This is a genomic window from Streptomyces sp. NPDC002730 (assembly GCF_042888805.1).
Taxonomy (GTDB): domain Bacteria; phylum Actinomycetota; class Actinomycetes; order Streptomycetales; family Streptomycetaceae; genus Streptomyces.
The window spans coordinates 222733-245054 of record NZ_JBIAQG010000002.1 but is presented as its reverse complement, the minus strand read 5'-3'; the positions used below and the strand labels follow the sequence as shown (position 1 = coordinate 245054).

Genomic DNA, 22322 nt, shown 5'->3' with positions numbered 1-22322 from the left:
GGATCCGCCCGCGCACGGACCCGTACAAGCCAGGCGCAAGGGGATCCGGCTGTGGTAGGCCTGAGGTGGGCGTGACCAGGGCCTCAGACTTTCGGGGCCCACGGGGCCCACGGGGGCCTCGGGCCACGCGCCTCTGGACCTCGGGCCACGCCTCGATCCTCGGGCCACGCGCCTCTGGACCACGGGCCACGCCTCGATCCTTGGGCCACGCGCCTCTGGACCACGGGCCACGCCTCGATCCTTGGGCCACGCGCCTTCAGACCGCGGCCCCCGGGCCCTCAGGTCCCGCCCGCGCCCCGGTCCTCGCGGATCTGCTCGACCACGCGGGCGACCGTGCGCCGTACCGCCTCGGTCTCCGTCAGAAAGTGCCAGTAGTCGGGGTGGCGTCCCTCGAGCCCGGTGACGGCCCGCTCCAGCCGCCCCACCGAGTCGTCCAGCGGCCGTGCGTGACGAGGGTCCGGGGTGTTGCGCCCGGCCATGGCGAGGCGCTGCGCGTCCCGGATCGCGAACCGCGTGCGCTCGATCTCCTGCTGCGGGTCCTTCGCCACGGCGTTGAGCCGCTGCAGCCGGTCGCCGGCCGCCGACACGGCCTCATCGGTGGCGTTCAGCAGCGCACGCACCGTGCTGAGCAGGGCCGTCGCATCAGCCCAGCGCTGCTCGTCGCGTGCCTTGCCCGCTTCCTTGAGCTTCTCCTCGGCCTGGCGGACGCTGATCGCCGCCTGCTCGGGGACAGGCTGCAGATCCTGCCAGCAGGCGGCGGAGAAGCGGCGCCGCAGCTCGCTCAGGACCGGCTCGACAGATCCGGCGCGGTTGCTGAGAGCCTGCGCGCGGGTACGGAGCGACACCAGGCGCTTGTCGGTCTCGGCGGCACGCTCGGGCAGCCGGTCCGCCTCGGCCCGTACGGCTTCGGCGTCACGCAGCACCCGGTCGGCGCGCTGCAGGGTCTCGGCCACGCCGTGCCGGCCCGCGCCCTGGTTGAGCATGGTGAGCTCGGGGCCGAGTGCGGCGAGCCGGGCGGCGAGATCATCCGCTCGCAGACCGGAGCTCCGCGCCGAATCGAGAGCATTGCTCGCGGAAAGGAGCGCCTGTCGCGCCCGCTCCACGGCGGGCGCCAGCCGGGCGAGCTGCGTCTCGGCCTTGTCGAGCAGCGGCCCGAGCCCCTGCGTGAACCGGTCGAGCTCGCCCTTGACCCGTACGAGATCGTCCTTGGCCCGGTTCAGCTCACCGCGCGCCTGTGAAGCCACCGAGGCTTCCAGATCGTCACGGTCGAGATCATGCGCGTCGACGGCGGTGATGTACGCAAGGCTCACTTCGTCGATCCGCCGCCCGAGCGCGGCGAAGTCGTCCACGGCCCGGCGGGCACCCGGCGAACTGTCCACCGCCGTGATCGTCTCTATCGAGATACGGAGATCGCGCTGAGCGGTGTCCAGTTCGACGAAGGCAGCGGCGGCGGCGTCCTTCGCGGCCTGTGCGTCGGCCCGCTGGCTCTCACCGCGCCCGCCGAACCAGCGCCGCGTACCCCCGCCGGCGAACGCACCCGGCAGCGCCGCGACGACCAACGGCAACGGCAGCAGCATCAGCGCAAGGACGTCGCGGACGGCTCTCGCACTCGCTTTCGCTCTTGCGTGCGGCTGTGCGTGTGTCGCCGTCACATCCCTCTCCCGTGCCGAATCGCCCTGCCCGGTTCATTCTCCCACCAGGTAAGGACGAACACACGGGTTGGTTAGTTCGCGCTTCGCACAGTGACTTCACCGTTGTCGCTGCGCGCCTCGACCACATGCGCGCTGCCGCTGGCGGTCGGCACGTCGACGTTCACATCGCCGTTGCTGCTCGTGGCGGTGACGGCGTACGGGGCTCCGGCGCGCGGCAGCTCGATGACGACCTCGCCGTTGTCGCTGACGCTCTCGATCCGGTCCGGCACGGCGGTGAGCCCGAGCTGAATGGAACCGTTGTCCGACCGGGCGGTCACGGTCTTGGCGGTGACGGTTTCGGTGACGATCTCGCCGTTGTTGCTGTTCAGCTCGAGGGGCCCGCTGGAGTCCCGTACCGTCACCTTGCCATTGTCGGAGCGGAGCTTCAGCGCGGTGTGGAATCCGTCGGCGGTCACGCTGCCGTTGTCGTCCTCGACGGTGACGGCGACGCTGCGCGGGACCTTCACGGTGTGCCGCGACTCGCAGTTGCTGGAGACCGCATCGCACTTGACGCGGAGGGTCAGCGTCCCGTCCTTCATCTCCCAGGAGGGCTCGGGCCCGTCCCCCAGGAACACCCACCCGTCGACCTGCCGGGTCACCTGCACATCCTTCACATCGGCCGGCACCAGCTTGATCTCGGAGTTGTCGGCGTCGATGGTCAGCGTCTTCCCGGTGAGGGGGAAGGAACGGCTCTCGACGGGCGCTGCTCCGGCATCGACGCTCCCGCACCCGCTGAGAGCGACCGCGGCGACGACGGCGCCGGAGGCGGCGAGGAGTGTGCGGGCGTGGGTGTGGGTGCGGAGTGCGGCCACGGTGATCGTTCCCCCAGGTAGTTCTGCCGATGAGCTTCCCAAACTATGACCCCGCAGGCGGCGGAACGATCCGGGCGACCACCGTTTCGGGGTGGGGGTAGCCCCCGTACTCGGCGGCGGTCGGGCGCCGTGGCGGGAACGGGTTTGCAGGGCGCCCCCGTCTGCCATGTACGCTGTTCCTTCATCCACGGGTGCGTAGCTCAGGGGTAGAGCGCTGCTCTTACAAAGCAGATGTCGGCGGTTCGAAACCGTCCGCGCCCACCAGCCAGAGCGCCCCCGCAGCGAGTCGCTGCGGGGGCGTTGACGGTAGGTCTTGACGGCAGTCCCTCAGGCTCATTGTGAGCAGCGGGCTGAGTGAACGATCTCTACGGGGCAAGGGCGCGCGGCGTGAGCAGACGCAGAGAAATTGGCCGGCACGGAGCTGTCGGTCAGGCGTCGGTCCAATCGTCGTAGCTTTCGAGGGCGGCGCCCGCAGATCGCAACTCTTCACGGCAGTGGTGGGGATGCACGCGCGGGGCGTCCCGGAACGGTGCCCGATTGTTCGCCCCCCGGGTACATGTCAGCGGAGGGAAGGCACCCTTCTAGGTATGTCGACTACTCCTATTTACTGAAAATCGCCGCGTGTCGACCAGGCAGGACAATTGATCGGCTCCCCACAGGCCAGGCTCGCCCTTGGGTTCGGACAAGGAGTCCCCAACCGATCGAACGAGGAGCGCGTACATGAGTCCTGACAACAGGACAGGATCCCGACTGGGACCTCTGCCCCGTCGAGCCAAGTGGAGGGCCAGCGGCACGATCGCCTCACTGGCGATGGTCCTGGCGGCCGGGGTAGTCAGTCCGGTCGCGGCCGCGGCTCCCAGCATGAACGAACGCGTGAGCGCGACGAGCGGCCCGGGCGACAAGTGCAAGGACGGGCCGGGCCGCGGCGACAAGGACAACTGCAAGAAAGGCCCGAAGGGCACAACCGGAGCAACGGGGCCCACGGGACCGACGGGGCCCACGGGACCGACGGGGCCCACGGGGCCGACGGGTTCGTCGGGCGCGCAGGGTGACCCGGGTCCGACGGGTCCGACGGGCACGCAGGGTGACCCGGGTCCGACTGGTCCGACCGGCGCGCAGGGTGACCCGGGTACGCCGGGCGGTCCGACAGGCCCCACCGGCGCGGATGGTCCGACCGGTCCGACTGGTCCGACGGGCGCGCAGAGTGACCCGGGTCCGACGGGTCCGACGGGTCCGACGGGCGCGCAGGGTGACCTGGGTCCGACGGGTCCGACGGGTCCGACGGGCGCGCAGGGTGACCTGGGTCCGACGGGTCCGACGGGCGCGCAGGGTGACCCGGGTCCGACTGGTCCGACAGGCCCCACCGGCGCGGATGGTCCGACAGGCCCCACCGGCGCGGATGGTCCGACCGGTCCGACGGGTGCGACGGGTGCGACCGGTCCGACCGGTCCGACCGGTGCGACGGGTGCGACGGGAGCTGACGCACCCGTGGTCGATGTCGGCGCCAGTGTCTTCGCCTCAAGTAACCAGGACATCCCGACCAACACCATTACTAAGATCAACTTCGATGGCGCTGCCTACGACACGGACGCGATGTTTGATGACGCGTCCGACAGCCTGGTGGTCAACACTCCCGGGCGCTACCTCCTCAAGGCAAGGCTGGCCTGGATCTACACCGCGACTCCGGGCGGGACTCGGAACCTACGCATCCGGGTCAACGGGGTCCTCGTCGCCTTCGACGGTCAGGACACCACGGTTAACAGCGGGGCCGATGCAGTGTCGCAGGAGGTGTCCACGATTGTTGAACTGAACACCAATGACGTGATCGACCTCGCCGCCGCCCAGAACACCGGAAGCAACGCTGTCTCGGTGCCCCAGTCTCAGGGTGGCGATTCCCCCATCGTAGCCCCGCAGCTCCAGGCGGAGTTGGAGGAGCCGTAGACCGCTCCCTCCGGGAGCCGAGCGCGGGTGAGCATGGCCGCGAGGCCCTGGGCGTAAGCGACGCCCAGGCCCTCAAATTGACATCTACAGCTGACATCAACGGCGGTGGACCACAGCGGTCATGCGCGGCTCCTCGCAGCACGGGCGGCCATGGGAGTGCCAGCAATACTGGACATCCGATCGAACTTACAAAGCAGATGTCGGCGGTTCGAAACCGCCCGCGCCCACCAGTAGGACACACGGACAGGCCCAGGTCACCGGCAGTAAGCCGAGAGCCTGGGCCTTGTTCTTCCTCCGCGATGCGCGCGGGAGAGGCGTCGTGCCACTTACGTGCCAGATACCTCCTCGGGACCTTCGGCAGCAGAATCTGCCGGCCGGACCTTCTTGATCTGCTCATCGACGTGAGCGGCGATTGCATGATCCCGTCCGTTGACCAAGTGCTGATAGATCAGCGCCGCCCGAACCGACGAGTGCCCCATGCGCTGCATCAGCTCACGCGTCGTCGCACCACCGGTCGCCGCCAGGGTGTTGCCCGTATGCCGGAGGTCGTGAAAGTGCACGTCCCCGAGTCCGGCCTTCTCGACAGCCCGCAGCCAGATGCGGCGGTAGTTGTTCCGGCGAAGCTGGCCACCTCGTGCTCCGGTGAAGAGCAGACCCGTACGACTCGATTCAGCATGCAGGTCGAGATGCACGGCCAGCTCGGCAGTCAGCGCACCCGGCAGCCCGACGCAGTCGGGTCGATCATCAGGGGATCGATGGCCGCGCACAGCGCGGCCAGAACACTGCACAGGCCCAGGGGACACAGAGCAGTCCCTACAGTGCAGGTCAAAGACGCTTTGTGTTACCGAACGAGGCCGGATCGTGGCGGTGGTGCTGTGCGGACCGACGCGGCCTGACGCGCGCGGGCGTACGTACGCCCGCGGCCAAAGAGCATGCCTCCGGCGGGGGCGCTCAGGCTCCGAGATGGAGGGGGCCCCGTTCGCGAGTGCCGGCCGGTGAGTGGCGTGCGCGGGGAGAGTGGTGGGCTAGCGAGCGCTCTGAACCGCACCCGGCAAGGAGGGCCGCCTGCTACGCCGACTAGCCGTCCAGGCGGATCAGCGCAGGAAGGCAAGGACCTCGTTGCCGAAGTCCTCGATGTGCTGGAAGAGGAAGCCGTGACCGGCGTCGCTGTACAGCACCACCTTGGCGTTCGGCATCCGCTGGGACATTGCGTAGCTCTGGTACGCGTGGATCATCACATCGTGGGCGCCGTTGGCGACGAGGACCGGAAGGGTGAGCTCCTCCAGGCCGGCCCAGGCCGAGTCCTCGCCGCCGCCCCAGGCAGCGTTGGCGGCGGCCTGTGCCGCGACGCTCTCTCCCCGCACCGCAGCCTGGGAGGAGGCCAGCCGGTAGTCAAGGCGCCGCAGCGAGGCGAGGCCCGCCTCGCGGGCGGCGGGCGTGTCGGGGAAGAACAGGAAGAGGAAGTCCTCGTCGTCGTTGACCGGCTTGCTGGCCACCACGCGGGCCTCGGGAGTCATGAGCGGCGAGTCGGGCACCGCGCCCGGGCCGCTGCCGGCCACGATGAGACGGCGCACCAGATCAGGGCGCTTGAGCGTGACCGCCTGGGCGACGAAGCCGCCCATCGACCAGCCGAGCAGGTCGATCTGCGCCAGTCCCAGGGCCTCGATGAACTCGATGGCGCCCTCGGCCGCCCCGCCGATGCGGTCGGTAGTGCGGCCGGAGGAGAGATTGACGCCCGCGTTGTCGAAGACGATCACCTCGTGCTCCCGGGCCAGCACATCCAGGAACGCTGGGTCCCAGTGGTCCATGGTCCCGCGGAACCGGCTGGCGAGAACCAGAGGCACACCCCCAGAGGCGCCGAACCGGCGATACGCGAACCGCGTCGACGGCCCGTCCACGTACTGATCGGTCGCTGTATCGGAAATGTAGGTCGACAAGGTGTCTCCTTGCTTGATCGGTGTCTGGCGCGCGCTGATGCTGGCCGCGCTCGGGGATGACAGCCGGGGCTATCAACCCCAGAAAGTCTCTTGAAGAGACTTACAAGTTCTTTCACGAGACTAACACGTGGGTACCTTCATAAGACTCACCCGGTAGCCTGGGGGCATGCTGGTTCGGGACTATGACTCGCAGGTCTGCTCGATCGCCCGCTCGCTGGAAGTCGTGGGCGAGCGCTGGTCGCTGCTGATCCTGCGCAGCGTGATGGCGGGGCGGCGCCGGTTCGACGAACTCCGGGACGAGCTCGACATCGCCCGCGGCGTACTGACCGCCCGCCTGCGCCGACTCGAGGAACACGGCGTCCTGGAACGCCGCCTCTACCAGGAGCGGCCGGACCGCTACGAATACGTCCCGACCGACAAGGGCCTCGATCTGTGGCCCGTGCTGAACCACCTGCTGCAGTGGGGGGACCGGTACTACCCCGACCAGGGCGGGCCGCCCGTGACGGTCACGCACGATGGCTGTGGCGGCCAACCTGACCGGCACCAGATGTGTGATCGCTGCGGCGCCGCCCTCGGCCCGCAGAACACGACCGGGTTTAGCCGGCTGCGCGCGGACAGTTGATGCCCGGTGCCGTGCCTGTCCGACGCGTGGCAGTTTGCGGCAGCGGCGGGTTAGGTGCCCGGACGGGGAGCTCGCAGGTGTTGACGCTGTGCCAGCTCTTCGTCGTCGACCAGGGTGAGCATGGGCTGACCCGGCGCACACATCATGGTGACGAGGAAGCGGCTCCAGGAGTCCGTCCGGTTGTTCCCGTCCTGGTAGTGGATGACATCGCCGCCCGGCTCCCAGAACGTCTCCCCGGCCTTGATCACACGCTCGGGCTCGCCTTCCAGCTCGAAGAGCATCTCTCCCTCCAGCATGTAGCCGAAGGCGGGTCCCGAGTGCCGGTGCGGAGGGGTACCGGGGTCGCCGGGAGGGAACTCGATGAGGACCGTCATCGCCTCTGCCCCATCCGGAATGGACGGCGGTTTCACCGACTGCAGCACAGTTAGCGCCGTCTTCCATGCTTCTGAGCGCGGTTGGCTCTCAGCGCTGCCTGCTGCCGGCTCATTGTTCGACATTGTGAGGCCTCCGGTGTTGGGCTGGGTGGTTCAGGAGAGCCAGTCGCTGTAGTGGGTGGGGGCGATGCGGGCGTCGCCCTTGGCGGTGAGGGCATCGCCGTGGACGGCGGCGAACATGCCGGCGGTGTCGTCGGTGACGACCGTGCGGCCGTCGGGGTGGGCGTTCAGGGTGATCCGGCCGAGTTCGTCGAGGGGGAAGACGTCGGGCCCAGCGATGTTGAGGGTGCCGTTCAAGGGGGGACCGGCGGCGACTTCGGCGACGGTGTCGGAGATGTCCTGGGCGGCGATCGGCTGGAGCGGGGTGGTGGGCAGGCGGACGGTGTCGCCCTCGGTGGTCCAGGACATGACGGCGTCGATGAACTCCATGAACTGGGTGGCGAGGACGATCGAGTAGGGGACCGGCCCGGCCTTGAGGATGTCTTCCTGCAGGACCTTGGCCCGGTAGTAGACGAGATCGGGCACCTGGTCCGCGCCGACGATCGAGAGAATGACGACGTGCCCCACCCCGCCTTTGTGGCTGGCGACCAGGAGGTTGTCCATCGAGGTCTGGAAGAACGCAGGGGACGCGTCGTCGAAGGTCGGGGAATTCGTCAGGTTGACGACCACGTCGGCGCCGGCCAACGCCTCCGCCAGGCCCTGGCCCGTGATCACGTCGACACCTGTGGACAGCGAGTGCGGCACGGCCTCGTGCCCGGCCGCGTTCAGCTTCTTCACGACCTGCGACCCGATCAGGCCGGTACCGCCGATGACTGCGATATTCATGGGGCACCTTTCGTCGCGCACCGATAGGTCGTACGTCCAGATTGCGACTGTGCAGTGCGCGGCGCACGCGGACCGTGCCCTGGGCATCCTGGAGGCGCTGCGTGCTGACGGCAACGCTGACAATGGGTGCATACAGTCGACTGCGAAGTAGGTAAATCGAGCGGCCTATGCGGGGGCTCCAGAGGTACAGCAACGAAGTACAGCAACCCCGCCGACCGCAGACATCCTGTACCGGCTCCAGAGCCATGTGCCAAGGCCTGTACGGCCCCCGATGACTGATCCGCACAGAGCTACGGATCAGATGCTCGTCGTGCCACAGCCGTGCCAGATCGCCCGGTCAACCGCGGTCAGCAGGGGATCGCGCAGTGCAAGCGTCGGCAGGGCGGCAGCCATGGGCGGGATGAGCAGGGCGAACGCCTCAGAGATCAGTGCCAGGCTTACAAAGCAGATGTCGGCGGTTCGAAACCGTCCGCGCCCACCAGTGCAGAGGCCCCGACCGATCATGGTCGGGGCTCTGAGGTGTCGTGTTGATGCCACATGACATCCAGGGCTGACATCAGCGGGGCGGCCACCCGGGCACTGGGCACTGGCCCCGGGCAGGGCTCGCAGCGGCGGGTGCTGACCGGCCCCGGCCCGGTGCTGCACCGCGCGGACGTCGTGGCGATGCTCCAGCAGGCGGCGCCCCGCGCCGGGGAACTCGACTCCGAGGTCCGCGACATGGGCGAGCCGATGGAGCGGATTCGGCAGGACATCCTCGCAGCGGCCGCCGACGCCTGAGCTGGGCATAACGAATGCCCCCTCATGCCGAAGCGGAGAGGGGGCGTGGTGTCGCGTTCGCGGCGTCAGGACAGGGCGGAGGTGAGCGTGATCGTCGTGCCCGTGAGGGCCTGGCTCACCGGGCAGTTGACCTTCGCGTCCTCGGCCGCCGCCTTGAAGGCGGCCTCGTCGATACCCGGCACCTGGCCCTGCGCAGTGAGGTGGATTCCGGTGATGCCGGTGCCCGGCTCGAAGGTGACCGCGGCCTTCGTCGTGAGCAGCGTCGGTGGAGTTCCGGCCTTGGTGAGAGTGTTCGACAGAGCCATCGAGAAACAGCTGGAGTGGGCTGCGGCGATCAGCTCCTCGGGGCTGGTCTTCCCTTCAGGCTCCTCCGCGCGGGAGGCCCAGGTCACGGGGAAGTGGCCGACTCCCGAGGAGTCGAGCGTAACTTCCCCGAAGCCCTTGATCAGTTCGCCTTCCCACTCGGTGTGAGCGTTGCGCGTGGTGGCCACGATGAATCCCTCCTGTGTACGGATGACGTCTCCCAGATCGTCCGCCCTGCGACGGCCGCCCGGGCTTCCGACGCGCCGTACCGCCGACTCGCCGGTCCGTCTGTCCGCCTCCGTCTGTCCGCGGTCCTTCCGTACGCGAGAGGCGTCGCCGGACCGGGGCGATCCATTCGCGATCGTGGTCCCGGGACGGAGCATCAGCCGCGGTCACCACTGATTCCCTGATCGAGAACGTGGCACAGAACGTCGGGCGGCATAGCCTTGGTGGTATTGCCACGCTTGCCCCGGCCCCGTGCCGCTGGGCGGCATCCGGCGGCGACTGCGGCAACCCGTGCCCACCCGTGTCGAGCGGGTGGCCGGTGAGCGACGCCGACGAGAGGACAAGACATGAGCGCCTCGACACCCGACGAACACGGGCCCCCGACCGATGGGCCTTCCCCCGAGGGAACCCAGTCCGCAGCGGAGGCGGCGGACACCCAGGCCACCCTGATCGGTCTTGCGAACAGCGTGGCCCTGCTGCCGCAGGCGCCGCCGGTGGAGGGCGAGGAGGAGCGTCCCGAGGGCGCTATCGCCCTGCCGGTGATCGAACAGGACGGCACTCGATACATCCCCGTCTTCACGACCGAGGACGCGCTGGTGGCGGCCGGAGGAGACCCCGGCACCGCGCTCCGCATCCCCCTCGTCGAGCTGGCCGCGAATTGGCCGGCGGACGACCTGTGGCTGGCGGTCAACCCGTCCACTGACCAGGGCCTCGCCCTTCCCCCCGACCTGGTGCGGGCGCTGCCCGGCGTCAGCCGGCGCAACGGTCAGGTCGGCCGGCCGGACCGGACCGGTGCGGAGGGAGATGGCGCCGGAGAGCCCGGCCGGACCCCGCCCGTATGACAGGGTTTTCGGCCCCCGTCCGGCGTGCACGCGGCGCGGGGTGCGCGGAATGCGAACCCGAGTGCTGATGTTGTCGCGTTGGTGAGCGATTCGTCCCCTGACGCCGTTTTCCCCCCGACCGAGCGTGAGCCCGTCCGCGAGCGGTTGGCGGCCGAACGTGCCGGCACGAGCGCCCAGATCGCGGCGTTGAGCCGTGACTTCGACGGGATCGTCGAGGCGAATGCCCTGGTGGCGATCGACGACGAGCACGACCCGGAGGGATCGAGCACCGCCTTCGAGCGGGCCCATATCGCTGCGCTGCTGGCACAGGCGCGCGACCACCTGGCCGATCTGGATCGGGCGCTGGAACGGCTGGAGCAAGGCGACTACGGGCGGTGCGAGGGGTGCGGCGAGCCGATCCCGGTGGAACGTCTGGAGGTGCGCCCCGCGGCGAGCACCTGCGTGCGCTGTGCCGCGGCCCGCCCCCGCTGACCGGGGCGGGCTCAGCACGCACCCCCATGCGGAGGGATCCCCGCGTCACCCCTCCGTGATCAGCTCCCGCGCACACTCCCGTAGCCACGCGTGCGCCAGGTCCGCGTCGTGCCGGGGATGCCACGCCAGCCCGAAAGGGAGCGGCGGCAGGGGGAGCGGGATCTCGAAGGTCTTCAGGCCCAGGGTGTCCGTCAGGGGGCGGGCCCGGGTGGCGACCAGGCCCACCAGGTCGCTCGTCAGCAGGATGAACAGCGACGAAGGATAGGTACCGACGCTGCCCACCACCCGGCGCGTCAGGCCGAGTTCGGCGAGGGCCGTGTCGATCGGGCCCTGCAGGCGGCCGCGGCGGGACACGATCAGGTGGTCCGCCGACGCGAAACGCTCCGGCGTGAGTCTGCCGCGCAGCAGCGGGTGACCGGGGCGTACGACGCCCAGCATCCGGTCGTCGAAGAGGTGCTCCGTATGGACCTCCGGGGAGCGGGTGTCGATCACGCCCACTTCCAGGTCGGCGACGCCCTCGCGCAGAGCCGGTGCATCCACATGGCTTTCCATCAGGAAACGGAGCCGTACACCCGGTGCCTCTTCGCCGATCCTGGCGAACAGCGCGGAGCCGAATGCCGCCGCGAGCGTGTCGTGCGCGAGCACGGTGAACGTACGGGACAGGGTGCGCAGGTCCACCTGGCCACCGGCGGTGAAGATGCCGCGTGCCTGCTCGACGACCGCCCGGACCTCGCCGCGGATGGCGAGGGCGTGCGGCGTCGGCACCATGTTCCGGCCCGCGCGCACCAGTACCGGATCGCCGAGCGCCTTGCGGATCCGGCCCAGGGTGCGGCTCATCGCGGGCTCCGACAGATGCAGGCGGGCCGCGGCGCCGGAGACGCTGGATTCCTCCAGGAGGACGTCCAGGGCGACCAGAAGATTGAGGTCCAGGCTGGATTGCGTCACGCGCATTTATTCCTTGCGTTAGTTGCACTGGAAAGCAAGTGAACCCAACCCTACGGTGGACAGCAGACCCCAACCCGACCAGCTCCGAGGAGGAGCCTTGTCCAGCCCTGCCCAGAAGCCGCCAGGTCTGACCCGGTCCGCGCTGCTCGCGCTCTGCGGCTGTGTGCTCGTCGCACAGAGCATGGTCGCCGCGATCAATCTGCTGATTCCACAGCTCGCCTCTTCGGCACTTGACTTGACGGACACTCAGATACTTTGGGCCGTCGACGCGTACGTCATCGTCTTCGCCGCGCTCCTCATCCCCGCGGGAGCCCTCGGTGACCGCCTCGGCCGCAAAGGCGCCCTCCTCTGCGGCCTCGGCCTCTTCGCCGCCGGCGCCGCCACCAGCGCGCTCGCCACCGCGCCCGCCGTCCTCATCGCCGGGCGCGGGCTGTGCGGCGCGGGGGCATCGCTGATCATGCCCGCCACCATGTCGATCCTCGTGCGCCTCGCCGGACCGCAGCGCACCGCCCAGGCCCTCGCCACCTGGACGCTCGCCGTCGGACTCGGCGGCCTCGCCGGGAACCTCGGCGGCGGGCTCGTCGGCCAGTACCTGTCCTGGCGCGCCCTGTTCTGGGTGATGGTGCCGCTCGCCGCGCTGCTCGCCCTCGCCGTCGCCCGCACCACGCCCCGTACACCCACGCACTCCGCCGCCGCGCTCGACCCGCTCGGCTCATTGCTGCTGACCGTCGCGCTGGTCGCGATGGTCTACGGAATCATCGAGGGCCCTTCGTACGGCTGGAGTTCGGCGCACGTCCTGACCGCCTTCGCGGCCGGCGCGGTGCTGCTCGCGCTCTTCACCGTGCATGCCCTGCGCGCCGAGCGGCCGCTGTTCGACCCCAGGGTCTTCGCCTCGCGGCGGCTGCGGGCCGGGGCGTTGGGCACGGCCGCCAGTTTCTTCGGGCTCTTCTCGCTCTTCTACGTCAACGCGCAGTATCTGCAGTACGCCAAGGGCTTCTCGGTCGCGCTCACCGGCGTGGCGATCGTGCCGCTGACCGTCGGTATGGCGCTCGTACCGAAGCTCGGCGCGCGCTGGCAGACCCGGTTCGGGCCGCGGCCGCTGGTCGGCGGCGGTCTCGGGCTGATCGGGGCCGGTCTGTTGCTCGTCTCCACGGCGGACACGGGTACTCCATATCCGCTGTACGCGCTCTACCTGCTGGTCCTCTCCGCCGGAATGGGCCTGTGCGCACCCGCGCTGACGGTCACCGTCGTCGCGGAGCTGCCCGCGCACCAGGCCGGACTCGGATCCGGCCTCAATACGGCGGCACGTGAGATCGGGGCCGCGCTGGGTGTTGCGGTGGTCGGCACCGTACTTGCCGCGCGGTTCAGTGGAGTGCCCCAAAACCCGTCCCAGACAGCGGAGTTCATCGCCGCCATGGGCACCGGCCTTCGCATCGTCGCCGTCTTGCTCCTCGCCGCGACCGTCGCCGTCGTGATCGGCTACCGCGGCTCCGGCCGCGCCCGTACGGTGGCCGCCGCCGGCGGCTCGCGCGAGCCCGCGAAGGAGACGGCATGAGCGGCATCAAGCCCCGGGGCGAGGTGCGCGAGCGCAACCTCGGTGTGTTCCGACAGCTGAACGGCTATTGGCGGCTGATCGCCCGCGAGATACCGGCAGTCACCGCCGTGGCCAGGATCCATCCGGCAGCGATCAGGCCGTAGGCGAGCCACTGCTCGGTTCCCTCTGGCGCGAATGCGCCCTCCTGTCCGAAGGTGATGACCGGCAACAGCAGATCCAGCGTGTAGAAGACCGCGTTGAACGCGGGTGCCTTTCCGGCCTCGAGTGGTCCTGGCGGATGCAGGCCGAAGACGACCGCGCCGATCGAGAGCAGCGCCACGAGCCAGAGGCCTGCACGCAGCGGGCGGTAGCCGTAGCCGACGGCGGCGTCCTGGATGTAGCCCCAGAGACGGGTGTGCCGGGGGAGTGTGGTGCGGCGGTGGCGCTGTTTGGCGAGCAGGACCGTACGCGCCTCGTCCTCGTGTCCCAGCCGGCGGTACGTCGCGGCGAGCTGCTCATACGGCTGCGGGAGGTAGTCGTCCGTGTCGCGTCGGAGCCAGTCGAGCCGTTCGGCCGCTGCCAGGGGCGAGGTGAGGACGTCGTACGTCGCCTCGGTCAATCGCAGGCCGGCGGGCCAGCTTTCGGGCGCGTCGTGCAGGTGCCCGATGCGGGCACCGCGCAGGTCGACCAGGCCCTCGGGCGGGGCTGCCGTGCGCATGTCGGCCTCCTGGGCCTGGACCCGGCTGAGGGAGAGGACGGTGCCGCCGGGGTTGGCGAGCCGGGCGTGGCGAAAGCTGAGAACCGTACCGGTCCGGCTGCCGTCGAGCCGTATGCCTCCGTCGACTGTGAGGCCCTCGCCGAGATCGAAGTTGCGGTTGACGTTGACGTCGACCGCTTCCAGGGCCACGTCGCCCGGGTTGCTCAGCCGGGCGCCGCAGAAGCCGATCGCTGCCGCGACTGTGGCGCCCGACAGGATGATCCGGCCCTCGGCACGGAAACCGGGATGGAGAGTGAAGTCTTCGGTTATCTGTACGTGGTAGGCGTCCAGAGCGTGGCCGCCGGGATTCCTCAACGAGGCGCGCTCCAGATCGAACTCTCCCGCTATGGACGCGCCGGACAGACGGAAGCGTCCCTCGGTGGCCAGGCTCGTGCACAGCCAATCACCGTCCACGCGGGCACCGGCGGCGGCTATGGCATCGCCGCCGGGCACCTTGATCACGGCTTCGCGCAGGTCCACGTCTCCGCGAACCTGTGCCCGGGTGAGTACGAGGGACCCGGCAAGGCGGCAGCCGGACAGGATCAGTCGTCCGTCGATCTGCGCCGAGTGAGCGTCCAACCCCGGCAGTTCGCAGCCGGTGAGGGTGAGTTCGCGCGTCTGGGCACCTCGCAGAAGTGGCGCCTCGTCGAACCGGCAGTCGGTGAGCAGAACCGGGTGAGGGACCGATGCGAACCGCAGGTCGAGCATGCCCGTGATACGCGCGCCGGTCAGGCGGAGCGCCGGGCGGTCGCCGGGCGCGACTTCCGCGGCACCCAGCAGCAGTGCGGCGGCGACATCGGCCCGGACGACGCCCTCCGCAGACGGCGAGCCGTCACGGACATCGACGGCGGCGCCCTGGGGGAAGGCACTCCACAATTGGCTCTCGCAGGCGGTCAGTTCATCGAGGGGCACAATTGATCATCATTCCGGTGCGGCCGCGCCCGGGACAAGCCGCCCGCGTCGGACGGAGCGGCTGCGGGACCGGGAATATCGGTGCGGTGCCCCATGGTTGGCGTGCGGTGACTGTTGATGATCATTGGGGAGGGTCAATGTCCGAGGTCGGTGTGCAGGGGACTGTCGCGGAGGGCTTCGAAGGCGTACGGGAGGAGTTCGCCGCTGTGCTCGCGGAAGGGATCACCGAGTCCGGTGCCCAGCTCGCGGCGTACGTCAACGGGCAGTAGGTCGTCGACCTGTGGACCGGAGGCGGGATGGCGGGCGACTCGCTGACCGGCGTCTACTCCGTCACCAAGGGCGCGGCACATCTGCTCGTCGCACTGCTCGTGCAGGACGGTGCACTCGAGCTCGACCGTGAAGTCGCCCACTACTGGCCGGAGTTCGCAGCCGAGGGCAAGAACCGGCTCACCCTGCGGGAGCTGATCGGGCACCGCGCCGGGGTGATCGGCGTCGACGGTGGGTTCACCATCGAGGAGCTCGCCGACGACCGGGTGCTTGCCGCCCGCCTCGCCGGGCAGCGGCCGTACTGGGAGCCGGGGACGGCGTACGGGTACCACGCTCTCGTCATCGGCGCTCTCACCGGCGAAGTAGTACGCCGCGTCACCGGGCGGTCGATCCAGGAGCTGTACGAGGAGCGGGTGCGGGCTCCGTACGGGCTCGACTTCCATCTCCGGCTGCCCGAGGCGCTGGAAGCGCGCTATGCGGACGTACTGCCGATGCAGCCCACGCCGGAGCAGCTCGCCGAGCTCCAGGCCGGTGCCCCGGATCCGGAGAGTCTGATGGGGATCGCCTTCGGCCTCAACTCCACTCCGCCCACCGATCTGGTGGAGCTGGCCAACACCCGTGCCGTGCGGGCACTCGGCCAGGCCTCGGCGGGCGGGGTGGGGAACGCGCGCGGAGTCGCGGGGCTGTATGCCGCCGCCATCAGCGAGGTGGACGGCAGGGTGGCCCTGCTGAAGCCGGACACGGTCGCGGAGTTTGCCCGGCTCTACGCGGTGGGCACCGATCTGGTCACCGGCGACCAGGACGCCTTCGGCCTGGGTTTCCAGGCGTTGGGGCAGCGCTACTCGTTCCTGGGTGCGGAGGCCTTCGGCCACAGCGGGGCGGCCGGAGCGCTGGGGTTCGCCGACCCGGGCAGCGGGATCGCTTACGGCTATGTCCGGCGCCGGTACGCCTTCCCGGGCGGCGCCGCCGCAGAGAACGACCGGCTGGCCGCGGCGGTGGTGCGCGCGGCGGTCGCGGCCTGATCGAGCCTTGATCGGGCTGCCTTGATCGAGACTCGGGACGAGGGCCGCACCCGGGGTGGCGGGTGCGGTCCCGACCGGCAGGGGGCGCGCGACTCGGCTTGCGCTCCGGTGACAATCCCTCCTGGGCACAATACCGTTGACAGACGATCAGGCAGTTGGCGACGGGGGCGCGGTGACAGTTTTAGCGGTGCGGGGGATCGGGGGCACCGGGGCATGATTCTGGGTGAAGAGCTCCGTGTCCCGCGCGAGGCGGGAGCACAGGAGCAGGAGGCCTTCGCCGAGCGTCGGACGGTCGCCGACGCCGGTGGCAATCCGCACACTGAGGAGCACGCGACCGTGCTGTCGGCCGAAGCGCTGGCTGCCGTCGCGAAGGTCTCCGCTCCCGCCGGGATGAACAATCTGCCCGGAGCGGCAACAGACGTCTTCGTCGGCAGGAAACACTCGCTCGCGGCAATCGAGAACGTGCTCACGGCAGGTGGCGGGGTGATCACCCAAGCCACCGCAGTCCACGGCCTCGGCGGTGTCGGTAAGACTTCCCTCGCGCTGCACTATGCGCGGACGCGGGCGCGGCAAGGCGACTATCCACTCGTCTGGTGGATCACCGCCGAGACCGAGGAGCAGATCGACTCGGCCTTCGCCGACCTGGCGGTGCTGCTGCATCCGGGCTGGGCCATCACCGCCACGCCGAAGGAGCAGAGTTACTGGGCCCTTGCCTGGTTGCACGAGCACCCCGGGTGGCTGCTGATCTACGACAACGCCGAGGACCCGATCCACGTCAATCCGTATGTGGGCAAGCTGTTCGGGCGCGGCCACCAGTTGGTCACCAGTCGCCGGGCGACCGGATGGCACAAGGGCACCGAGCTGGTCCCGCTCGACGTACTGACCCCAAGAACAGCTGCCAACCTGCTGTGCAAGGTCGCGCTGTCCGGGCGTGCGGCGGATCCCACTGAGCTGCGACACGCCACCGAGCTGGCCGCCGATCTGGGCCGGCTGCCGCTTGCGCTGTCGCAGGCCGGAGCCTATCTGCGGGAGACGGGCACCTCGTTCGCCGCATACCGCACGTTGCTGAGTACGACCCCGGACGCCGCGCTCGACACGGCGGCCGACGGTACGGACACCACGCGCACCATCGCTCGCATCTGGCAGACGACTCTCGGAGCGATCCGCCGTCTTGATCCTTTCGCCGTCGACTTGCTGCATGTCCTTGCGTGGTACGCGCCCGAGGCTCTGCCGCGCGAGGTCCTGGTGCCTCTCGCGGACCATGGGCACGATGTCCATGCCGCCTTGAAGCTGCTTGCGGACTACAACATGATCACGCTCGGGCCGCAGACCGTCACCGTCCACCGACTGGTCCAGACAGTGCTGCGCGGTGCCGGTCCGGAATCGGATGGGCGCGGACACGCGGACGCCGAGCGCGCCATGGCGCAGACGCTGCCGGCCGAGGCTCCCTCGGACGTGGAAGCGCAGCGTCTGCTCCAGTCGCTGCTGCCCCACATCCAATCGCTCGCCGCCGGTCCGTCCGGGAATCCTGACGCGGACGTGATCGCCATGTACCGGCGCGCCGCCGACGAGCTCGTCGCCCGAGACCAGCGGATGCTCGCCATCCCGCTGCTCGACGCGGTCGTGGACGGCCAGACCGAGCTGCTGGGCATAGACCATCCCGACACGCTGGACAGCCGCGACTTCCTCGCCGAGCTCCACAGCAAGGCCGGTGAACCCGCCAAGGCGGTGTCGCTGTGCAACGACGTCTTCCTGGACCGGATGCGTGTATTCGGGGGCGATGCTCCGTCGACCCTCGCCAGCCGCGACCGGCTCGCCTATGCCCATCGCAAGGCGGGCCGGCACAGTCGTTCGGTGCGCGAATTCGAGGCGGTCGTCGCGGACCGTGCCCGGGTGCTCGGCCCTGATCACCAGGACACCCTCAGCAGCCGTAACGGGCTCGCGTACGCACTTCAGCTGGCCGGGGAACACCGGCGCGCGGTGAGGGAGTACGAGGCGGTGGTGGCGGACTGCACGCGCGTGCTGGACGCGGACCATCCGGACACCCTCAGCAGCCGCAACGGGCTCGCGTACGCGCACCGGGTCGCGGGCGACCACCGGCTGGCGATCGAGCTGTACGGGCAGGCAGTCGCGGACCGTGCGCGCGTGCTGGGCCCCGATCACCCCGACACTCTCACGAGCCGCGGCTGGCTGGCCGCCGCACACCGCATCGCCGAGGACCACCGGCGCGCGGTTGCCCTCCTGGAGGACGTTCTCGCCGACCGTGTACGGGTCCAGGGCGAGGAGCACCCCGATGTGCTGCGCTGCCGCAGGGACCTCGCCGTCGCGCGGGGCGCCGCAGGGGAACGGGCCGCATCAGTAAGGGAGTTCGAGGCCCTCGTAGCCGACTGCAGCCGTGTGATGGGTCCCGACCATCCGGACACACTCGACACCCGCGACGACCTTGCCATTGCCTGCCGCGACGCGGGCGACGGACGCCGGGCGATCCGTCTCTTCGAGGAGCTGATCGGCGACGCGGTCCGGGTCCGGGGAGCCGACCATCCGGTGACGTTGGGCTTCAGGAACAGCCTTGGCTACACACGGCAGTTGGCGGGGGAGCACGGTGCGGCGGTGGCCGCCATGGAGGCCCTGCTGGCGGACCGGATCAGGGTTCAGGGCGCCGAGCATCCGGCCACCCTCTCGGCCCGCGAGAATCTGGCGTACGCCATCCGCGACGCCGGAGATCACCGCCGCGCGATCCGGCTCTACGGCGAGCTGATCCGTGACCGTTCCCGGGTTCAGGGTCGCGACCACCCCCAGACTCTCGATGCCCGCTGGGCACTCGCCTACGTGTACAAGGAAGCCGGCGAGCACCGCCGGGCGATCGAGTTGTTCGAGCAATTGGTGCGTGATCGCGCGCGGGCTCTGGGATCCGACCATCCGCAGACGACGAACGCCCGGTTCTGGCTGGCCACCAGCCTTCGGAACGCGGGCGAGTACGACCGGGCCATCGGTCTCTTCGAGCAGTTGGCCGACGACGCCGAACACCTCTGGGGCGCAGACCATCCGGAGACGTTGGGCTTCCGGGGCGGCCTTGCCTTTACGCGGCAGTCGGCGGGTGCATACGGCGAGGCGGTGGCCGAGCGCGAGAAGCTGCTGGCGGACCGGATCCGGGTGCAAGGCGCCGACCATCCGGCCACCCTCTCGGCCCGCGAGAATCTGGCCTATGCCTGTCGCGACGCCGGAGATCACCGGCGGTCGATCGGCCTGTTCGAGGCAGTGCTCCGTGACCGTGTCCGGATCCAGGGGCGCGACCATCCCGATGCGCTCAGGGCGCGTGCGTTCCTCGCCTACGGGCAGCAGCTGTCCGGAGACTACCGGGAGGCGGTCGTCGGCCTGGAAGCGCTGCTTGCGGACCGGACCCGGGTGCTGGGCGCTCACCACCCGGACACATTCGCCACCCGCTCGAGTCTCGCCGCGGCGCACCGGGCCGCGAGGGACCACCGCAAGGCGATCGGGATGTTCGAGGAGTTGGTCCTCGACCATGCGCGAGTTCAAGGCGCCGACCACCTGAAGACCTTGGACTTCCGTTGGCAGTTGGCCTATGCGTGCTTCTATGCGGACGAATATCCGCGCGCCATCCTTCTGTTCGAGGAGTTGGTGGCGGACCGTACAAGGGTTGGCGGGCCCGACCACGCAGAGACGCTGAACACCCGCTTCTGGCTCGCCCACACTCTTGGTGCTGCGGCGCACCACCAACAGGCCGTACGTCACTTCGAGCAGGTGATCCACGACAGCACGCGGATTCTGGGTGCCGAACACCCGCACACTCTGGGCGTTCGCAATGGCCTGGCACTCGTCCGCCTGGGAGCAGGTAGCCACCGGCGCGCCATGGCCGAATTCGAGGCGCTGCTCGAGGACCGGGTACGGGTGCAGGGCCCCGACCACTGGGCCGCACTCGTCGTCCGCTCGAATCTGGCGTACACCTGTCAGGAAGCCGGAGAGTACCGGCGCGCCGTCGCACTGCGGGAAGAGCTGGTCCGCGACCGAGCGCGGATCCAGGGCGCCGACCATGCGGACACCCTGGAAGCCCGGTTCTGGCTTGCCTACGCCTGTCGTGGAGCGTGGGACCTGCGGCGGGCGCTGGAGCTGTTCCGGACGCTGATCGAGGACAACGTCCGGGTCCGCGGCGCCGACCACGCCGAGACGCTGAACTGCCGCAATGGGCTCTACTTCACCCAGCGGTTGGCGGGGGAGTACCGGGAGGCGGTCGCCGGCTCGGAGGCGCTGCTCGCGGACCGGGCGCGGGCGCAGGGCGCCGACCATCCGGCCACCCTGACCGCGCGCGCGAACCTGGTGATCACCTGTCGGGAAAGGGGCGAACACGAGCGGGCGATGCGCCTCAGCGAGGAGCTGATCGAGGACCGCCGCCGGATTCTTGGGCCGGATCACGTCCGTACGTTCGACGCCCGGCACGCTCTCGCGCGCAGCCACCGGGAAGCAGGCAATCACGCCCGAGCCGTCGAGCTCCGTGACGAGTTGGTGCGCGACCTCGCCCGGGTCCAGGGCCCCGACCACCGGGACACGCTCTGGGCGAGGCACGAGGCGGCGCTCGATCGGCGCGCCGGTGGAGATCTCGCCAGGGCGGCCGAGGGCCTCGCGGCGGTGGTCGTGGACCGGATCCGGGTGCTGGGCGCCGATCACCACAGCACGCTCATCAGCCGTGCCGCCCTCGCCAGGACCCGGATGATGTCCGGTGAGTACGCCCAGGCGGTCGAGGGCTTCGAAGCCCTGGTGGCGGACCGTCTGCGGATCAACGGCCCCGAGCACCTGGCCACCCTGGACGTCCGCAAGGATGTCGCCCTCGCCCACCGGACGGCCGGTGACCACCGTCAGGCGGTCTCTCAGCTGGAGGAACTTGTCCGCGACAGCGGTCAACTCCATGGCGACGACTTCCCCTTCACGCTGCAGGTGAGAGCCGCGCTCGTCCTGGTCCGCACGGAGACCGGGCCGCCCGGTCGCGCCGTCGGCCTCGCCGAGCGGCTCGTGGCCGACTGCACCGGACGGTGGGGTCCGTACAGTCCGTACACCCTCCAGAGCCGTGAGGTGATGGCCCATGGGCTCTTGCACGCGGACGACCCCCGCCGCGCGATCGAAGTGCACGAGTCCGTCGTCGCCGACCGGTCCCGCGTCATCGGGCTCGGTCTGCCGGACACCGCCGCAGGAATCGCGCGCGTTCACCAGCGTGCCGACAACTCTCTGGCGACTGTCGTCGCATACGCTCAACGGCCTTATGGACTACGAGGTTTCCCCGCACCGCTCGAGAGCCTCGCCCATGCGTACGGCGAGGCCGGGGACTGGCACGCCGCGATCGATCTGCTCCGGGGCCTGTGTGCCGGGCGAGTTCGGGTTTTCGGCCCCGCCCATCCCCGGACCCTGGAGTGCCGTACCCCGCTGGCGATGGCCTGTGCCGCGGCGGGTGAGGAGGACACGGACGGTTTCGGGGCTCGCGAGGAGCTGCTGGCCGACTGGGAACGGACCTTCGGCAAGGACCACCCCCGGGTGGCCGGTCTGCGCCGCAGGTTCGAGCAGATGACCCCCGCCAGGAGGTTCAGGGTCACCCTGCTCGACGACGCCAACGTCGGGCAGTCGGCCAGGATCGAGGTCCGCCTGGAGAAGCCGGGCAACAGGGCGATCGCCGGGCGTCCGGACGCCGCTGCGGCTTCGCAGAGCGGCGAGCCGGAGTCCGCTGCCGCAGGCCCGGAGCCCGAGGCCGTCGGGCAAACCACCGCCGACGCCATCCCGGCCCTGCTGCTCGTGGCCGGCGTCCGCTCCGCCGCCGCCATCGAGCCGGCCGCCACCGAGTACACACCGGGCGCCGCACCGGCGGCTTTCGTCTTCACGCCCGCCGAGCCAGGCGCGCACCGTATCCGGCTGACTGTGTACGACCAGCGGTACGGAGTCGTACTGCAGGATCTCGAAGCGACAGTCGATGTACCGGGAACACCCCGCGGGAGGGACTGAAC

General features: G+C 69.9%; 16 protein-coding genes, 1 tRNA gene and 1 pseudogene. 9 read left to right on the top strand and 9 right to left on the bottom strand.

Translation table 11 applies throughout. The features are described 5' to 3' along the window. Positions 1-278: 278 nt before the first annotated feature. Together ACFYXH_RS06005 and ACFYXH_RS06000 are read right to left on the bottom strand one after the other, a co-directional pair. Positions 279-1652, bottom strand: a complete 1374-nt coding sequence (locus ACFYXH_RS06005) for a hypothetical protein (protein WP_389560931.1) — start codon at positions 1650-1652, stop codon at positions 279-281. A gap of 71 nt (positions 1653-1723) precedes the next feature. After that, entirely contained in the window at positions 1724-2509 is a 786-nt protein-coding gene (locus tag ACFYXH_RS06000) for a DUF4097 family beta strand repeat-containing protein (protein ID WP_389561287.1), read from the bottom strand. A 183-nt stretch (positions 2510-2692) separates the two neighbouring features. Here ACFYXH_RS06000 and ACFYXH_RS05995 point away from each other — a divergent pair. Both ACFYXH_RS05995 and ACFYXH_RS05990 read left to right on the top strand, forming a co-directional pair. Next, positions 2693-2767 (top strand) — tRNA-Val (locus tag ACFYXH_RS05995). Between the two features lie 1224 nt (positions 2768-3991). Further along, the gene (locus ACFYXH_RS05990) at positions 3992-4444 is read left to right on the top strand and encodes a hypothetical protein (RefSeq protein WP_389560930.1); all 453 of its coding nucleotides are present in this window, start codon (positions 3992-3994) and stop codon (positions 4442-4444) included. A 326-nt stretch (positions 4445-4770) separates the two neighbouring features. Here the strand turns inward: ACFYXH_RS05990 and ACFYXH_RS05985 are convergent, their stop codons facing one another. Together ACFYXH_RS05985 and ACFYXH_RS05980 are read right to left on the bottom strand one after the other, a co-directional pair. Then, positions 4771-5136, bottom strand: a complete 366-nt coding sequence (locus ACFYXH_RS05985) for a tyrosine-type recombinase/integrase (RefSeq protein ID WP_389560929.1) — start codon at positions 5134-5136, stop codon at positions 4771-4773. 402 nt (positions 5137-5538) lie between these two features. Beyond that, the gene (locus ACFYXH_RS05980) at positions 5539-6381 is read right to left on the bottom strand and encodes an alpha/beta fold hydrolase (RefSeq protein ID WP_389560928.1); all 843 of its coding nucleotides are present in this window, start codon (positions 6379-6381) and stop codon (positions 5539-5541) included. A 166-nt stretch (positions 6382-6547) separates the two neighbouring features. On the opposite strand from ACFYXH_RS05980, the gene ACFYXH_RS05975 reads away from it, so the two are divergent. Next, entirely contained in the window at positions 6548-7003 is a 456-nt protein-coding gene (locus ACFYXH_RS05975) for a winged helix-turn-helix transcriptional regulator (protein WP_389560927.1), read from the top strand. A 50-nt stretch (positions 7004-7053) separates the two neighbouring features. Here the strand turns inward: ACFYXH_RS05975 and ACFYXH_RS05970 are convergent, their stop codons facing one another. Continuing rightward, positions 7054-7500, bottom strand: coding sequence for a cupin domain-containing protein (locus ACFYXH_RS05970; protein WP_389560926.1), 447 nt, complete (start codon positions 7498-7500; stop codon positions 7054-7056). 30 nt (positions 7501-7530) lie between these two features. Further along, positions 7531-8262: an SDR family oxidoreductase gene (locus ACFYXH_RS05965; RefSeq protein ID WP_389560925.1), complete on the bottom strand. Its 732-nt coding sequence runs from the start codon at positions 8260-8262 to the stop codon at positions 7531-7533. A gap of 537 nt (positions 8263-8799) precedes the next feature. Between ACFYXH_RS05965 and ACFYXH_RS05960 the strand changes: the two genes are divergently transcribed. Continuing rightward, entirely contained in the window at positions 8800-9039 is a 240-nt protein-coding gene (locus ACFYXH_RS05960) for a hypothetical protein (RefSeq protein ID WP_389560924.1), read from the top strand. Positions 9040-9104: 65 nt separating this feature from the next. Here ACFYXH_RS05960 and ACFYXH_RS05955 read toward each other — a convergent pair whose 3' ends face one another. Continuing rightward, entirely contained in the window at positions 9105-9530 is a 426-nt protein-coding gene (locus tag ACFYXH_RS05955; protein ID WP_389560923.1) for an OsmC family peroxiredoxin, read from the bottom strand. A 384-nt stretch (positions 9531-9914) separates the two neighbouring features. Here ACFYXH_RS05955 and ACFYXH_RS05950 point away from each other — a divergent pair, with 384 nt between their 5' ends. Together ACFYXH_RS05950 and ACFYXH_RS05945 are read left to right on the top strand one after the other, a co-directional pair. After that, the gene (locus ACFYXH_RS05950; RefSeq protein ID WP_389560922.1) at positions 9915-10409 is read left to right on the top strand and encodes an SseB family protein; all 495 of its coding nucleotides are present in this window, start codon (positions 9915-9917) and stop codon (positions 10407-10409) included. 81 nt (positions 10410-10490) lie between these two features. Continuing rightward, on the top strand, positions 10491-10880 hold the full coding sequence (locus tag ACFYXH_RS05945; protein WP_389560921.1) for a TraR/DksA family transcriptional regulator: 390 nt from the start codon (positions 10491-10493) through the stop codon (positions 10878-10880). Positions 10881-10925: 45 nt separating this feature from the next. On the opposite strand, the gene ACFYXH_RS05940 is transcribed toward ACFYXH_RS05945, so the two are convergent. Beyond that, on the bottom strand, positions 10926-11831 hold the full coding sequence (locus ACFYXH_RS05940) for a LysR family transcriptional regulator (protein ID WP_389560920.1): 906 nt from the start codon (positions 11829-11831) through the stop codon (positions 10926-10928). A gap of 91 nt (positions 11832-11922) precedes the next feature. Between ACFYXH_RS05940 and ACFYXH_RS05935 the strand changes: the two genes are divergently transcribed. After that, positions 11923-13380 carry an MFS transporter gene (locus ACFYXH_RS05935; protein WP_389560919.1) on the top strand — a complete coding sequence of 486 codons (1458 nt, stop codon included), beginning with the start codon at positions 11923-11925 and terminating at the stop codon, positions 13378-13380. A 64-nt stretch (positions 13381-13444) separates the two neighbouring features. On the opposite strand, the gene ACFYXH_RS05930 is transcribed toward ACFYXH_RS05935, so the two are convergent. Continuing rightward, positions 13445-15028, bottom strand: coding sequence for an oxidoreductase (locus ACFYXH_RS05930; protein ID WP_389560918.1), 1584 nt, complete (start codon positions 15026-15028; stop codon positions 13445-13447). Between the two features lie 137 nt (positions 15029-15165). Here ACFYXH_RS05930 and ACFYXH_RS05925 point away from each other — a divergent pair. Beyond that, positions 15166-16317 (top strand): annotated as a pseudogene (locus ACFYXH_RS05925) (serine hydrolase domain-containing protein). A gap of 213 nt (positions 16318-16530) precedes the next feature. After that, a complete protein-coding gene (fxsT, locus tag ACFYXH_RS05920) occupies positions 16531-22320 on the top strand; it encodes an FxSxx-COOH system tetratricopeptide repeat protein (protein ID WP_389560917.1) in 5790 nt (1929 codons plus the stop codon). Positions 22321-22322 lie beyond the last annotated feature (2 nt).

What these genes read in the sequence shown, in the direction of transcription:
- ACFYXH_RS05975 (WP_389560927.1), top strand. Translation starts at nt 6,548, where the DNA reads ATGCTGGTTCGGGACTATGACTCGCAGGTCTGCTCGATCGCCCGCTCG.
- ACFYXH_RS05970 (WP_389560926.1), bottom strand. Translation starts at nt 7,500, where the DNA reads ATGTCGAACAATGAGCCGGCAGCAGGCAGCGCTGAGAGCCAACCGCGC.
- ACFYXH_RS05965 (WP_389560925.1), bottom strand. Translation starts at nt 8,262, where the DNA reads ATGAATATCGCAGTCATCGGCGGTACCGGCCTGATCGGGTCGCAGGTC.
- ACFYXH_RS05960 (WP_389560924.1), top strand. Translation starts at nt 8,800, where the DNA reads ATGACATCCAGGGCTGACATCAGCGGGGCGGCCACCCGGGCACTGGGC.
- ACFYXH_RS05950 (WP_389560922.1), top strand. Translation starts at nt 9,915, where the DNA reads ATGAGCGCCTCGACACCCGACGAACACGGGCCCCCGACCGATGGGCCT.
- ACFYXH_RS05940 (WP_389560920.1), bottom strand. Translation starts at nt 11,831, where the DNA reads ATGCGCGTGACGCAATCCAGCCTGGACCTCAATCTTCTGGTCGCCCTG.
- fxsT (WP_389560917.1), top strand. Translation starts at nt 16,531, where the DNA reads ATGATTCTGGGTGAAGAGCTCCGTGTCCCGCGCGAGGCGGGAGCACAG.